We start from the raw sequence: 13975 nt of genomic DNA on the forward strand, positions 1-13975 counted from the left end.
TGTCCTGAGGGTCAGGCCTTCTTGATGGCCGAGATGTCGAAGGTCAGCTTCACCTTGTCGCTGACCATGACGCCGCCCGTCTCCAGGGCCGCGTTCCAGGTCAGGCCCCAGTCGGAGCGCAGGATCTCGGCGGAGCCCTCGAAGCCGACGCGCTCGTTGCCGTAGACGTCGGTGGCCGAGCCGTTGAACTCCAGGTCGATGGAGAGCGGGCGGGTGACGTCCTTGATCGTCAGCTCGCCGTCGATCCGGTAGGTGTCGCCGCCGGTCTGCGCCGCCGAGGTGGAGCGGAAGGTCATCAGCGGGAAGGTCTCGGCGTCGAAGAAGTCGCCGGAGCGCAGGTGGCCGTCGCGGTCGGCGATGCCGGTGTCCACGGAGGCGATCTTCACGTCGATGACGGCGGTGGAGCGGGCCGGGTCGCTGCCGTCCAGGTGCAGGGTGCCCTCGTGGTCGGAGAAGGTGCCGCGGACGTTGGTGACCATCGCGTGCCGGACGGTGAAGCCGATGCTGGTGTGGGCGGGGTCGATGACGTAGTCGCCGGTGAGCTTCGCGAGGGCCGGGTCCACCTCGAGCGTGGCGGCGGTGGCAGTGGTCTGGGGGCGGCGGGTGAAGAGACCCATGGCTTCCTCCTCGGTAGCGTGCCGTGTCGTTCGACGCGGCCGTATTCGTTGAAGTTTCAACGAGAATGACGCTAGACCCATTCCGTTCAAATTTCAACTAGTGGGACGCGTGTCGGAGGGTTTTGTGGGGTGCCCACAAAGGACCATGGTCCCGACTAGTGGTCCCCGCTCATCGCTCCCGGGTTCTGTCCGGGCCGGACAGCGGAAGACACCCGACACTGTGCGGATTCGACGGAGGGTTTTGAGGGTCCCCCTTCGTAAGGTCGGTACATGACCGTTGTGGACCAGATTCCGAGCGAGCCGACCGACGCCCGTGGGCGAGTGGCCGAGCTGCACGCCCTGCGTGAGCAGGCGCGGCGCGGCCCGAGTGAGCGGGCAACCGAAGCGCAGCATGCCAAGGGCAAGCTGACCGCCCGCGAGCGCATTGCGCTGCTGCTCGACGAAGGTTCCTTCAAGGAGGTCGAACAGCTCCGCCGCCACCGCGCGACGGGGTTCGGCCTGGAGGCCAAGAAGCCCTACACCGACGGTGTGATCACCGGCTGGGGAACGGTCGAGGGCCGGACGGTCTTCGTCTACGCACACGATTTCCGGATCTTCGGCGGCGCTCTGGGCGAGGCCCATGCCACGAAGATCCACAAGATCATGGACATGGCCATCGCGGCCGGTGCCCCGCTGGTCTCCCTGAACGACGGTGCGGGTGCCCGTATCCAGGAGGGCGTCTCCGCGCTCGCCGGCTACGGCGGGATCTTCCAGCGCAACACCAAGGCCTCGGGTGTCATCCCGCAGATCAGCGTGATGCTCGGCCCGTGCGCGGGTGGCGCGGCGTACTCGCCGGCGTTGACGGACTTCGTGTTCATGGTCCGTGAGACCTCGCAGATGTTCATCACCGGCCCGGACGTGGTCCGTGCGGTGACGGGCGAGGAGATCACCCAGAACGGCCTGGGCGGCGCCGACGTGCACGCCGAGACCTCGGGTGTCGCGCACTTCGCGTACGACGACGAGGAGACCTGCATCTCCGAGGTCCGCTACCTCATCACGATGCTCCCCTCCAACAACCGCGAGAACCCCCCGGTCCACGAGACCAACGATCCCGCCGACCGGCGCTCGGACGTCCTGCTGGACCTGGTCCCCGCCGACGGCAACCGCCCCTACGACATGCTCAAGGTCATCGAGGAACTCGTCGACGAAGGCGACGTCCTGGAGATCCACGAGCGCTGGGCCCGCAACATCATCTGCGCCCTGGCCCGCATGGACGGGCAGGTGGTGGGCATCGTCGCCAACCAGCCCGGGCACCTCGCCGGTGTCCTGGACATCCACGCCTCCGAGAAGGCGGCGCGTTTCGTCCAGCTCTGCGACGCGTTCAACATTCCGATCATCACCCTGCTGGACGTGCCCGGTTTCCTGCCGGGTGTCGACCAGGAGCACGGCGGCATCATCCGGCACGGCGCCAAGCTGCTGTACGCGTACTGCAACGCGACGGTGCCGCGGATCTCGCTGATCCTGCGCAAGGCGTACGGCGGTGCGTACATCGTCATGGACTCGCAGTCCATCGGCGCGGACCTCACCTACGCCTGGCCCACCAACGAGATCGCGGTGATGGGTGCCGAGGGCGCCGCGAACGTCATCTTCCGCAAGCAGATCGCGGACGCCGAGGACCCCGAGGCGATGCGCGCGCGGATGGTCAAGGAGTACAAGGCCGAGCTGATGCACCCGTACTACGCGGCCGAGCGCGGCCTCGTCGACGACGTCATCGACCCCGCCGAGACCCGCGAAGTACTCGTCGCCGCCCTCTCGATGCTCCGCAACAAGCACGCCGACCTGCCGTCCCGCAAGCACGGCAACCCGCCGCAGTAAAGGAGACAAGCCACCGATGAGCACCGACACGCTGCTTCGCGTCGAAAAGGGCAACGCCGAGCCCGAGGAACTGGCCGCGATCACCGCGATCCTCCTCGCCCGCGCCGCCGCCACCCCCGAGGACACCACCGCCGCCACCGGCGCTTCCCAGGCCGGCTGGCGCCGCCTGGAGCGCACCCCCGGCTTCCGCGCCCCGCACAGCTGGCAGGGCTAGGCACCGCAGGCAGTAGGCAAAAGGCCCCCCGCACTCGAAGGAGTGCGGGGGGCCTTTCGCGCGTCACGCGTACGACCGGAGAAAGCGGTGGCTACCGCAGGCGGGCCATGAGGGCGTGCTCGACCAGGGTGATGAGCGCGCTCTTGGCGTCCCCGCGGTGGCGGGCGTCGGTGGTGATGATGGGGGCGTCCGGGCCGATCTGCAGGGCCTCGCGGACTTCCTCCGGGGTGTACGGCTGGTGGCCGTCGAAGCCGTTGAGGGCGATGACGAACGGCAGGCCGCTGTTCTCGAAGTAGTCGACGGCGGGGAAGCAGTCGGCGAGACGACGGGTGTCGACGAGCACCACGGCGCCGATCGCGCCGCGCACCAGGTCGTCCCACATGAACCAGAAGCGGTCCTGACCGGGGGTACCGAAGAGGTACAGGATCAGGTCCTGGTCCAGGGTGATGCGGCCGAAGTCCATGGCGACCGTGGTGGTCGTCTTGTCCCCGGTGTGGGTGAGGTCGTCGATACCGGCGGAGGCGCTGGTCATGACGGCCTCGGTGCGCAGCGGGTTGATCTCGGAGACGGCGCCCACGAACGTGGTCTTGCCCACGCCGAAGCCGCCCGCCACCACGATCTTCGCGGAGGTGGTGGAGCGAGGAGCCGCTCCGCCGTTAGAGCTTGCGAAGTCCACTGAGCACCCTTTCGAGCAGTGTCACGTCTGGCTGGCCGCCGGCGGACTCGTCGCCGCCGGGCTGGTGGATGGCGACGAGGCCCGCCTCCGCCAGGTCGGCGACGAGGATCCGGGCGACACCAAGAGGAATGGAGAGAAGTGCCGAGATCTCGGCGACCGACTTGATCTCGATGCAGAGCCGGCAGATGCGCTGGTGCTCGGGCAACTGCCCTTGCAGACGCGCGGGATCGGCCGTGGTGCTGACCAGTGCCTCGATGGCGAGCTGGTAGCGCGGCCTGGTACGACCGCCGGTCATCGCGTACGGACGGACCAGCGGGTTGTGCGCCTGCGGAGCCTGCGGGCGTGAAGCGCGCGGAGGCTGCTGCGAAGGCCGGTAAGGCTGTTGGGGCTGCTGGGGCTGACCGTACTGCGGCTGCTGGTAGGGCTGCCGCTGGTAGGGCTGTCCCGCGGGGTTGTGCTCCGGCGAGGGCCGGTTGCTGGGAGCGGAAGGGAAATTGAAGCGGTTCTGGTCGTGCCCACCCTGCGGCTGCTGCGCGCCGCCATAGGGATGTCCTCCGGGTGTTGTCACGTTTCCTCCTCCGACTCCAAGAACGCAGTACTCCCTGTGGAACCGCGCCACCGCACCCTATGGTGCGATGGCGCGAAACGCACTGCCTGTCTGCTAGTTGAGCAGGCTGCCCTGCAATTCGGCGCGCAGGTCCGGAGTGAGGACACTGCCCGCGCGGTCCACGAGAAGGGCCATCTCGTAGCCCACGAGGCCGATGTCGCACTCGGGGTGCGCGAGCACCGCGAGGGAGGATCCGTCGGACACGGACATGAGGAAGAGGAATCCCCGGTCCATCTCGACCACGGTCTGGTTGACGGCGCCGCCCTCGAAGATGCGGGAGGCCCCGGCGGTCAGCGACGTCAGCCCGGAGGCCACGGCCGCCAGCTGGTCGGCGCGGTCGCGCGGGAATCCGTCCGACATGGCCAGAAGGAGGCCGTCGGCGGACACCACCACCGTGTGGGACACCCCTGGGGTGTTGTCCACGAAGTTGGTGATCAACCAGTTCAGGTTCTGCGCCGCCTGGCTCATCGCGCTCACACTAACGCTCCTGGTCATAGCTGTTACTTGACTGCTCGGATCCCGCGTTGCGGCCTTGCTGGACACCGCGTCGCAGGTTGCTCAACCTGCCACGGATGTCCTCCGGGGCCCGGGAGACCTCGGGGCCTCCCTGCGGGGTCGTCTCCGCAGCGCCCTCGACCAGGTTGGCCTTGGGCACTCGCCGAGGGAGACCGGACGGGGTGACCCCGCCCGCCTTCGGCTCACGGAGCTTGCCGGCCTGCTGCCAGCGCTCGTCGTTGCGCGAGCGCCATGCAGCGTCGCCCTCCGTGTTCTCCGGGGCCCGCTCCGGCTCAGCGGGCTGCGGCTGACGCTGCGGCCGCTGCTCGAAGAGGGATCCGGTGGACTCCGCTTCCTGCTGCGCCGGCTGCCGCTGCTGCTGGCTGCCGCGTCGCGGCAGGCCCGCCCCGGTCACTTGGTGACCGGTGTCCTCAGCGGTGCCCGGACGGTCGAAGCCTACGCGCTCCGGGGCGTGTTCGGGAGCGGCCGGTGATTCCGATTCGGTCCCGTAATCCTGCTGGTAGGAGCCCGAGTACGTGTTCTGCTCGGGCCACTCGGCCTGCGGGGAAAGGGAATCGTATCCGCCGTCGTACGCCGGGAGCTCCTGCTGCTGCTCCTGGTACTGGGCTTCCGGATAGCCGTACTCCTGCTGCGGGTACGCCTCGTATCCCTGCTGGGGCGCCCCGGCGTCGTAGCCGGCGGCGTAGTCCTGCGCGGGCTGCTGCTCGTAGCCCTGGTACGGCTGGTACGCGTGTTCCGGCTGGGGTTCCGCATACGCCTCTGCGGACTCTTCGTACTCGGGCTGCGCCTGCGGATAGCCCACCTGGGCCTCCAGCGCGGCACGGCGCTCCTCGCGGCCCAGGGAGCGGCCGACCGGGTCGGCGCCGTCGAAGCCGTCGGGGCCCGGCTGGTCGGCCCGGTGGACCTCGTAGCGGGAGTCGTCGAACCCGAGCTCGGCCGCGGTGCGCAGCGGTACCGCGTGCTGCGACTGCTGCTGCGGGATCATCGAGGAGACGGTGAAGTCGTCCGAATCCGCTCCGGGCAGCTCGCCGCCGCCACCGTGGGTGATGACGTCGGGGAGCATGACCAGCGAGGTCGTGCCGGCGGCTTCGCCCGAGGGGCGCAGCTGGACGCGGATGCCGTGCCGGTCGGCCAGCCGGCCGACCACGAAGAGACCCATGCGCTGCGAGATCGCGGCGTCCACGGTCGGCGGGTTGGCCAGCTTGTGGTTGATGTCCGCGAAGTCCTCGGCGGTGAGGCCGATGCCCTTGTCGTGGATCTCGACCATCACGCGGCCGTCGGGCAGACGCGTCGCGTTGACCCGGACCTTGGTCTGGGGGGAGGAGAAGGTGGTGGCGTTCTCCAGCAGCTCGGCGAGCAGGTGCACGAGGTCGGTCACGGCCTGGCCGTGGATCTCGGCCTCGGAGACGCCCGAGAGTTCCACGCGCTCGTACTGCTCCACCTCGGAGGCGGCGGCGCGCAGGACGTCGACGAGGGGGACCGGCTGGTCCCAGCGGCGGCCCGGATTCTCACCCGCGAGGATGAGGAGGTTTTCGCCGTTGCGGCGCATACGGGTGGCCAGGTGGTCCAGGCGGAAGAGGTTCTCCAGCTGGTCCGGGTCGCCCTCGTTGTTCTCCAGGTCGGTGATGAGGGTCAGCTGGCCCTCGATCAGCGACTGGTTGCGCATGGAGAGGTTGGTGAAGATCGCGTTGACGTTGCCCCGCAGGAGGGCCTGCTCGGCGGCGAGCCGGACCGCTTCCCGGTGGACCTGGTCGAAGGCGCGGGCGACCTCGCCGATCTCGTCCTGGGAGTCGATCGGGATCGGCACCACGCGGGTGTCGACCTTGCCCGGGTCGGTGCGCGAGAGCTGGTCGACGAGCATCGGCAGGCGCTGCTCGGCGATGTCGAAGGCGGCTCCGCGCAGCCGGCGCATCGCGCGGCCCATCTGGCGGGCCATCATGCCGGCCAGGATGAAGGCGGCGAGCAGGGCCACGACCACGATCGAGCCGGTCCAGATGGCATCGTTGCGGGCCGAGTCCGAGACGGTGCCGGCGTCCGTGACGGCCTTGGCCAGAAGGTCCTTCTCGACCTCGGCGTAGCCCTCGAACTTGGCGGTCGCCGCGGCCTGCCAGGCCTGCGGGGTGGTGCCGCCGGCCGCGAGGGCGGCCGGCTTCGCGCCGCTGGCTATCGCCTCGGTCATACCGGTGAGCGCGGAGCCGTTGACCACGGGCGGGGCGCGGAAGACCGTACCGGCCTGTTCCGCCTCGGTCTTCGCGTTCGCGAGCTTGGTGGCGCCGAGCTGCGACTGCTTGCCCATGACCTCCTTGAGGCGGGTGGTGTCCGCCTCGGTGCCGGCGGCCACGTACTCGCTGATGGCGATCTCTTCGAGGTACGCGTACGAGGAGAAGGCGACCAGCTGGGCCTTGCGGACGTCCTCGTTCTCGTTCGGCCGGACCAGCAGGTGGGTGCCGACGGAGCGCTGCAGCGAGTTCGCGGCCTTCGACAGCTCGATCGCGTAGACCATGCGGCCGTAGGAGGTCACGTTGCCGGTGCCCAGGCCCAGCTCGTTGGAGAACTGCATGAGGTAGTGCTGGACCAGCACGTAGCCCTCTTCGGTCGGGATGGGGCCCGCCGACTTGGGGAGGTCCTTCTTCGCCGTCTCCAGCTGCGCCACGTAGGCCGACTTGCGGACCAGCTCCAGCTTGGGCTCCTCCTGGCGGAAGAGCTCCAGACGGCGTTCCATGCCCTGGCCCTTGGGCATGTCCTTCACGGCCTGGGCGAACTTGGCCTTGGCCGAGTCGGTGGCCGCGTACGCCTTCATGACCGGGTCGGATTCGCGCTGGTTGCGCAGCAGCGGCTCGGCCGTGAGGTCGCGCTCGTTGAGGAGGGCCTGGCCGTATTCGGCCGCGGCCTGGACGATGCGGGCCGTCTTCTCGGCGTCCTTGGCCTCGTTCCAGGTGTCGATCGAGCCCTTCACCTGGAAGCCGCCCATGACCAGTCCCACGAGGACGGGAACGAGCAGGATGGCGTTCAGGCGGGTCGGCACGCGCCAGTTGCGGGGCGAGAACCTGCTGGTGCTGCCGCTGCTCGCGGGAGCCTCCAGGGGTACGCCGATGGACGACGTGGCCGCGCGTGGCGGCGGGGTGAAGTTGCCGCGCGCGGGTTCATCCGCGGGGCTTGAGTTGCTTCGCCTCACTCGACCAACAACCTCTCGGCGGTGCTACTAGCTAGTTCGTTGAATTCCAGCATGGTTAACGGCCGTGTTCCAAACAGTTGAAATCGGCCATTCATAGAGCCTTATGCCCCACATAAATCGGACATAAAGAGCGTCCTGCGGCAAAAACGGGGCCCGTTGTGAGCGCAGCGAGACCGGACGAACGCACCGTGTCGCCAACTACCGGTAATTCTCTGTCGAAACGTTATGAACGAAGGGGGCGGGCCGTGTCCCATGACACAGCCCGCCCCCCAAAAACAGCCGACGGAACACTTCTTGCGCGTGACCCCTACTTGAGCCGCGCCATCAGGGCGTGCTCGACGAGCGTGATGAGCGCGCTCTTGGCGTCCGCACGGTGGCGGGCGTCGGTGGTGATGATGGGGGCGTCCGGGCCGATCTGCAGGGCCTCGCGGACTTCCTCCGGGGTGTACGGCTGATATCCCTCGAAGCCGTTGAGGGCCACGACGAACGGCAGGCCGCTGTTCTCGAAGTAGTCGACGGCCGGGAAGCAGTCGGCCAGGCGCCGCGTGTCGACCAGGACGATCGCCCCGATCGCGCCGCGCACCAGGTCGTCCCACATGAACCAGAAGCGGTCCTGACCGGGAGTACCGAAGAGGTACAGGATCAGGTCCTGGTCCAGGGTGATGCGGCCGAAGTCCATGGCGACCGTGGTGGTCGTCTTGTCCCCGGTGTGGGTGAGGTCGTCGATGCCCGCGCTCGCGGACGTCATCACAGCCTCGGTGCGCAGCGGGTTGATCTCGGAGACGGCGCCCACGAACGTGGTCTTGCCCACGCCGAAGCCACCCGCCACCACGATCTTCGCGGAGGTGGTGGAGCGAGGAGCCGCTCCGCCGTTAGAGCTTGCGAAGTCCACTGAGAACCCTCTCGAGCAGCGTTACATCCGGCGTGCCGCCGGCCTCTCCATTGCCCGGCTGGTGGATGGCCACCATGCCGGCCTCCGCCAGGTCGGCGACGAGGATCCTGGCCACGCCGAGCGGCATGTTCAGCAGTGCGGAGACCTCCGCGACCGACTTGACCTCACGGCAGAGGGTGCAGATGCGCTGGTGTTCCGGGAGCAGCCCGGACAGGTGCATCGGATCGGCCGTGGTGCTGACCAGTGCCTCGATGGCGAGCTGGTAGCGCGGTCGGGTCCGGCCGCCGGTCATCGCGTACGGACGAACCAGCGGCTGGTCGCCGTCCGAGTACGACGAGTCTCCGTACGCATCGGGGTAGGCGGGGGGCGGGGTCATTGATCCTCCGGGCTGGACAGCATTGGTCAGCGTGCCGTCTGACGGGGCGGCCGGTGGGGGGACGGTATGACGGCCTGGTGGTGGTACTGGGTTCCGGGGCTCGGGCCCCGGTCTCCCGGCCGGAAGTACCGTCCGGCCGGGAGAGTGGCAGTCAGGTGAGCAGGCTTCCCTGCAGCTCCGCGCGCAGGTCCGGGGTGAGGACGCTGCCGGCGCGGTCCACGAGGAGGGCCATCTCGTAGCCCACGAGGCCGATGTCGCACTCGGGGTGCGCCAGTACGGCCAGCGAGGAGCCGTCGGAGACCGACATGAGGAAGAGGAACCCCCGGTCCATCTCGACCACGGTCTGGTTGACGGCGCCGCCCTCGAAGATGCGGGAAGCACCTGCGGTCAGGGAGGTCAGCCCGGAGGCCACCGCGGCGAGCTGGTCGGCCCGGTCGCGGGGGAAGCCTTCGGACATCGCCAGAAGGAGGCCGTCGGCGGAGACCACCACGGTGTGGGACACCCCAGGGGTGTTGTCCACGAAGTTGGTGATCAACCAGTTCAGGTTCTGTGCCGCCTGGCTCATCGAACTCAACTATCGCTCCTGCTGGTAAGTGGGGTCGATCTGGTAACTGCCGGTGGCCGGGCCGCTGGTGCCGGCCTGACGTCCCTGCTGGATACCGCGTCGGAGGTTGGTCAGACGGCCGCGGACGTCGTCCGGCGAACGCGAGACCTGAGGACCGGCCTGCGCCTCGGCCTGCTGCTGCGCGGTGCCGGCCACGAGGTTCGCCCGCGGGACCCGGCGGGGCAGCCCCGAAGTGGTGATGCCGCCCGCCGCGGGCTGGCGCACGCGCTCCGCCTGGCGCATCAGTTCGTCGTTCGGCGAGGAACGCCAGCTGACGGTCGGCACGGCACCGGTCTGGGCCGGCTCGGCCGGAGCCTGCTCCTGGGCGCGCTGCGGCAGCTGGTGCTGCAGCGGGCGCTGCGGGGCGGCCGGCAGCGGAGCAGGGGCCGCCGGGGCGGGCTGCTGCGACTGCTGCGACTGCTGGGGTACGGCCGGTCCCTGCGCGGGGGGCTGGGCGCCCTCCTGGCGGAACCAGTTCGACTCCATCGAGTCGAAGATCGGGCTGCGGCCTCCGCCGCTCGGACCGGCCGGGGGCAGAGCCTCCGGACGCGGCGCCTGCGGCAGCTGCGGAGCCTCGGCGCGCGGGGTCGGTACGGGGGAGTGGCCGCCCTGGGGCTGCGGGGCCTGGCCGGGCTGCGGGTAGCCGCCGACACCGGGGCCGCCGGGCCGCTGGGCCTGGAACTCCGGGCGCTGGAACTGGCCCGTGGCGGCCGGGTCCGCGAACTCCGGACGGGGGAACTGGCCCGTCGCGGAGGGGTCGGCGAAGTCCGGGCGCGGGAACTGGCCCGTCGCGCTGTGGTCGGCGTAGCCGCCGGCCGCGGGAGCCGCGCCGTTGTAGCCGCCGTGGTCGAGGTTGCCGCCGTTGACATTGCCGCCGGCCTGCGGGGCCGGGGCGTTGAAGTCGGGACGGGCGAACTCGGAGGTGGAACCGGGGCCCGACAGCTCGTCGTGGCCGCGCGGCACGTCCTGCCCGCGCTGCCCGGCACCCCAACTGGTGGTCTGCGGCATCCCGGTGGGAGCACCGACCGAACCCGGGAGCTCCGCACGGGGCGCGCCACCGCGCGGCGGCAGCTGCGGCCGCGGGCCGCGCTGGGCCGGGGCGTCGGGGACCGGAGCCCCGGGCCCACCGGCCTGCGGCTGGCCCTGGCCCTGCTGGCCCTGCTGCGGAGACTGAGGAGGCTGCGGACGCTCGAAGCCGTTGCCCTGCGGGAAGGCGCCGGGTCCGGAGGCGGTGGGGGCGCCGGCCGGACGGGCCTGCGGACCGCCGAAGCCACCGCCACCGAAGCCGCCCGCGGGAGCGCCGCCGGGACCGGAGACCGGACCGCGGCCCGGCATCGGAGCACCCGAGCCGAAGGCGCTCTGGGTCTGCCCGCCGGGCGCACCCTGCTGCTGGGGACGGCCCGCGAGGGGACCCTGCGGACCGCCCTGCTGGCCGGGACCCTGGGGACGCTGGCCGGCGGGGGCGCCGTCGCGGCCGGGAAGGGCCGCGCGCTGGCTGCCGGCGCCGACCTGGCCGCGCTGGGGACCGCCGCCCACGGGGGGACGGGCACCCTGGGCGGACAGGGAGGCCGGCGCCTGCGCGCCGGGACCGACCTGACCGGGGGCTCCGGAGCCACCGGGGTTGCCGGGGAGACCCTGGCCGCCCTGGCCGGGCATCGGAGCCGGCTTCTTGCCGCCCTGGGCGACGTCCACCGGAAGCATGACGAGGGCCGTCGTACCGCCCGAGTCGGAGGGGCGCAGCTGGATGCGGATGCCGTGTCGCAGGGACAGGCGGCCGACCACGAAGAGGCCCATGCGGCGGGAGACGGAGACGTCCACGGTCGGCGGCGACGCGAGTCGCTCGTTGATCGCGGCGAGGTCCTCGGGGGAGAGGCCGATGCCGGTGTCGTGGATCTCCACGAGGACGCGGCCGTCGGGCAGCGCGTGACCGGTGACCTTGACCTTGGTCTGCGGGGAGGAGAACGAGGTGGCGTTCTCCAGCAGCTCTGCGAGGAGGTGCACGAGGTCGTTGACCACGCGGCCGGCGACCTCGGTGCCGGGCACCGAGGCGAGTTCGATGCGCTCGTACTGCTCCACCTCGGACGCGGCGGCGCGGAGCACGTCGACGAGCGGGACGGGGCGGGTCCACCGGCGGCCCGGCTCCTCGCCCGCGAGGACGAGGAGGTTTTCGCCGTTACGGCGCATGCGGGTCGCGAGGTGGTCGAGCTTGAAGAGCGAGGAGAGCTGGTCCGGGTCGGCCTCGCGGGACTCCAGCTCGGAGATGAGCGAGAGCTGACGCTGGATGAGGCCCTGCGAACGGCGCGAGAGGTTGGTGAACATCGCGTTGACGTTGCCTCGCAGGAGGGCCTGCTCGGCGGCGAGGCGGACGGCCTCGCGGTGCACGTCGTCGAATGCCGCGGCCACCTGGCCGATCTCGTCGCGGGTGTGCAGACCGACCGATTCCACGGTCGTGTCCACGTCCTGCGGGTCGGACTCGGACAGCTGCTTGACGAGCTCGGGCAGCCGGTCCTGGGCGACGCGGGTCGCGGTGTCCTGGAGGCGGCGCAGCGAGCGGATCATCGAGCGGGCCATGACGAAGGCGCCGACGAGGGAGACACCGAGGACCAGGAAGATCAGCGCACCGTTGATGATGGCGTCGCGCTGGGCGGTGTTCTTGAGCTCGCGGGCCTTCTGCTCCATGTCTTCGAGCAGGGTGAGCTCGATGGACTTCATGGCCGTGATCTTGTTGTCGTCGGCGTCGTACCAGTCCAGCCAGGAGCGGTTCTTCTCCTTGGCGAACTGGTCCTTGTTGCCGAGCACGCGACGGGCGTAGTGGTCGGCGGTGCCGATCTCCGTGTTGCCGTCGCCGAGGGCCGCGAGGAGCTCCTCGGGCTTGCCCTGGTAGACGAGCTCGAAGGTGGTCTTCGCCTGCTCCTCGCCGCGCTGGGCGGCGAGGGCGTACAGCCGGTCGTTCTCGGGCAGGTTGCCGCTCTGCGAGAGGTCCGCGGGGAGGGCCGCCGCGATGATCGCGCGCTGGATCGAGGCGTACTCCTTGGCGGAGGAGAACGCCGCCAGGGCGCGGGTGCGCTTGATCATCTCGGGGTTCGAGGTGGCCTGCGCCATGTCCTGGGAGAGCGAGAGCAGCGAGACGATCAGCGCGTTGTACTCGGTGACCGTCTGCTGGGCGCCGTTCTGGTACGCCTTGGAGCGGATGTCCTCGATCTTGGTGAGACCGCGGCCGATCTGCAGGACGTTGTTGCGGATGGACTTGAGGGTCTCGTCCTTGTCGCCCGCGTTGTCGACCTTGTCGGTCGCGGCGGCGAAGGCCTTGGCCGCGGCGTCGGTCTGGTCGCGGGCGCCCTTGACGAGGCTGTTGGCCTTGCCCGACTTGTCCACGGAGAGCGGACCGGCGGACTGGTCGCGCTCCGTCTGGAGCATGGCGGCCAGGTTGGTGGCCTGACGGGTCATCGTCGTCAGCAGCTGCATGTGCTCCAGCTGGGCGATGTCGGTGAGCGAGTCGTTGATGCGGAAGCCACCGAGCGTGGTGGCCGCGACGACCGGCAGGGTCAGCAGCGACACCAGTCGCGTGCTGATGCGCCAGTTCTGCATGGCGAGACGGGAACCGGACCCACTGGGGGCCTTGGGTATCGCCGTGTCGCGCTCGGCCGACTCGTCGTTGCCCCTGGGCGTGCCCTTGGGCTTGGCGCGTCCCTTCGCCTTCACCGCGGTGGAGGCGTCGGAGCTCGCGCCCTCGACAGCCGGCCCGCGGTTCTGGGCGTGCTGGGGCGAGGAGCCACGGTCGGACCCGGTGCGCGGCTCCTGCTCTGCCGCAGCATCCCCTCGGCCCTGGCGGGCCTGGGGAGACCCCTTGCCATCCCTCTTGAATCGTCCCTGCACTAGCGTCGCAACCTCTGGACCAGGCGTCCCGCCGGGCGACCGGTGGGACGGTGTCGAGTCGTGGGGCAATGCGCCCCATGGTGGTCGTCGGTGACCGGCGCGTCTCCCTCTCCGTTGCCGCCGCGCTCGGCGCTGTCTCGCGCCACCTGCGCGCCGGCTGATTCCCGCGGCGGTCCCGCGAATTCCAGCACAGAGGCGGATCTCCAACAAGGTGCGAGTGTCCGCCCGGAGAGTCGGTCACGGCTTGTGACCCATGCGCTACCCGGGGTGGAGGCGAATTCATCTGGAATCGGACTTACACCATCCAAACCCCTTGCCTGGCAAGCTGTCCCAGTCGCGATGATCAGGAGCGGAATGGCGCATTCAGTAGCGCAATGTCCGTTTTTTCAGGTGAAATTGACCGTCCGTTATGACCGTAATGACTGGTCACGGGTGAGCAAACTCACATAGCCGTGGCCATTACTTCCCGGTTCGACGGGGGATTCAGATGTTTAGCCTTGACCTTTACAGGGTTGGCGCGTCCGACGAGCGGCACCCCGAAGACGGCAGGCGGCATCCGCCGCCGCCG

The 13975-nt window shown here is 69.9% G+C and carries 11 protein-coding genes; 2 read left to right on the plus strand and 9 right to left on the minus strand.

Annotated elements, in window-relative coordinates:
• Positions 1-11: 11 nt before the first annotated feature.
• The gene (locus tag OG490_RS26370; RefSeq protein ID WP_330298755.1) at positions 12-617 is read right to left on the minus strand and encodes a YceI family protein; all 606 of its coding nucleotides are present in this window, start codon (positions 615-617) and stop codon (positions 12-14) included.
• A 270-nt stretch (positions 618-887) separates the two neighbouring features.
• Between OG490_RS26370 and OG490_RS26375 the strand changes: the two genes are divergently transcribed.
• Complete coding sequence (locus OG490_RS26375) at positions 888-2471, plus strand: acyl-CoA carboxylase subunit beta (RefSeq protein WP_330298756.1); 1584 nt, start codon at positions 888-890, stop codon at positions 2469-2471.
• A 16-nt stretch (positions 2472-2487) separates the two neighbouring features.
• Complete coding sequence (locus tag OG490_RS26380) at positions 2488-2685, plus strand: acyl-CoA carboxylase subunit epsilon (RefSeq protein ID WP_330298757.1); 198 nt, start codon at positions 2488-2490, stop codon at positions 2683-2685.
• 91 nt (positions 2686-2776) lie between these two features.
• Here the strand turns inward: OG490_RS26380 and OG490_RS26385 are convergent, their stop codons facing one another.
• The 8 genes from OG490_RS26385 to OG490_RS26420 form a co-directional block, all read right to left on the minus strand.
• Positions 2777-3361 carry a GTP-binding protein gene (locus OG490_RS26385; protein ID WP_136214583.1) on the minus strand — a complete coding sequence of 195 codons (585 nt, stop codon included), beginning with the start codon at positions 3359-3361 and terminating at the stop codon, positions 2777-2779.
• Entirely contained in the window at positions 3342-3929 is a 588-nt protein-coding gene (locus tag OG490_RS26390; RefSeq protein ID WP_330298758.1) for a DUF742 domain-containing protein, read from the minus strand. Before OG490_RS26390 ends, OG490_RS26385 begins: the two co-directional genes overlap by 20 nt.
• A 93-nt stretch (positions 3930-4022) precedes the next feature.
• A complete protein-coding gene (locus OG490_RS26395) occupies positions 4023-4436 on the minus strand; it encodes a roadblock/LC7 domain-containing protein (protein ID WP_030037347.1) in 414 nt (137 codons plus the stop codon).
• 10 nt (positions 4437-4446) lie between these two features.
• Positions 4447-7659, minus strand: coding sequence for a nitrate- and nitrite sensing domain-containing protein (locus OG490_RS26400; RefSeq protein ID WP_330298759.1), 3213 nt, complete (start codon positions 7657-7659; stop codon positions 4447-4449).
• 307 nt (positions 7660-7966) lie between these two features.
• The gene (locus OG490_RS26405; RefSeq protein WP_073776607.1) at positions 7967-8551 is read right to left on the minus strand and encodes a GTP-binding protein; all 585 of its coding nucleotides are present in this window, start codon (positions 8549-8551) and stop codon (positions 7967-7969) included.
• On the minus strand, positions 8532-8927 hold the full coding sequence (locus tag OG490_RS26410; RefSeq protein ID WP_330298760.1) for a DUF742 domain-containing protein: 396 nt from the start codon (positions 8925-8927) through the stop codon (positions 8532-8534). The genes OG490_RS26405 and OG490_RS26410 overlap by 20 nt, the downstream gene beginning before the upstream one ends.
• Before the next feature lie 151 nt (positions 8928-9078).
• On the minus strand, positions 9079-9492 hold the full coding sequence (locus OG490_RS26415) for a roadblock/LC7 domain-containing protein (RefSeq protein WP_069922098.1): 414 nt from the start codon (positions 9490-9492) through the stop codon (positions 9079-9081).
• A gap of 9 nt (positions 9493-9501) precedes the next feature.
• The gene (locus tag OG490_RS26420; protein WP_330298761.1) at positions 9502-13407 is read right to left on the minus strand and encodes a sensor histidine kinase; all 3906 of its coding nucleotides are present in this window, start codon (positions 13405-13407) and stop codon (positions 9502-9504) included.
• Between the last annotated feature and the right edge of the window lie 568 nt (positions 13408-13975).

The sequence above is a fragment of the Streptomyces sp. NBC_00503 genome (assembly GCF_036346895.1).
Taxonomy (GTDB): Bacteria; Actinomycetota; Actinomycetes; order Streptomycetales; family Streptomycetaceae; genus Streptomyces.

Bases quoted from the DNA above. Each gene is read 5' to 3' on its own strand.
- OG490_RS26370 (WP_330298755.1), bottom strand. From the start codon at position 617: ATGGGTCTCTTCACCCGCCGCCCCCAGACCACTGCCACCGCCGCCACG.
- OG490_RS26375 (WP_330298756.1), top strand. From the start codon at position 888: ATGACCGTTGTGGACCAGATTCCGAGCGAGCCGACCGACGCCCGTGGG.
- OG490_RS26380 (WP_330298757.1), top strand. From the start codon at position 2,488: ATGAGCACCGACACGCTGCTTCGCGTCGAAAAGGGCAACGCCGAGCCC.
- OG490_RS26395 (WP_030037347.1), bottom strand. From the start codon at position 4,436: ATGAGCCAGGCGGCGCAGAACCTGAACTGGTTGATCACCAACTTCGTG.
- OG490_RS26410 (WP_330298760.1), bottom strand. From the start codon at position 8,927: ATGACCCCGCCCCCCGCCTACCCCGATGCGTACGGAGACTCGTCGTAC.
- OG490_RS26415 (WP_069922098.1), bottom strand. From the start codon at position 9,492: ATGAGCCAGGCGGCACAGAACCTGAACTGGTTGATCACCAACTTCGTG.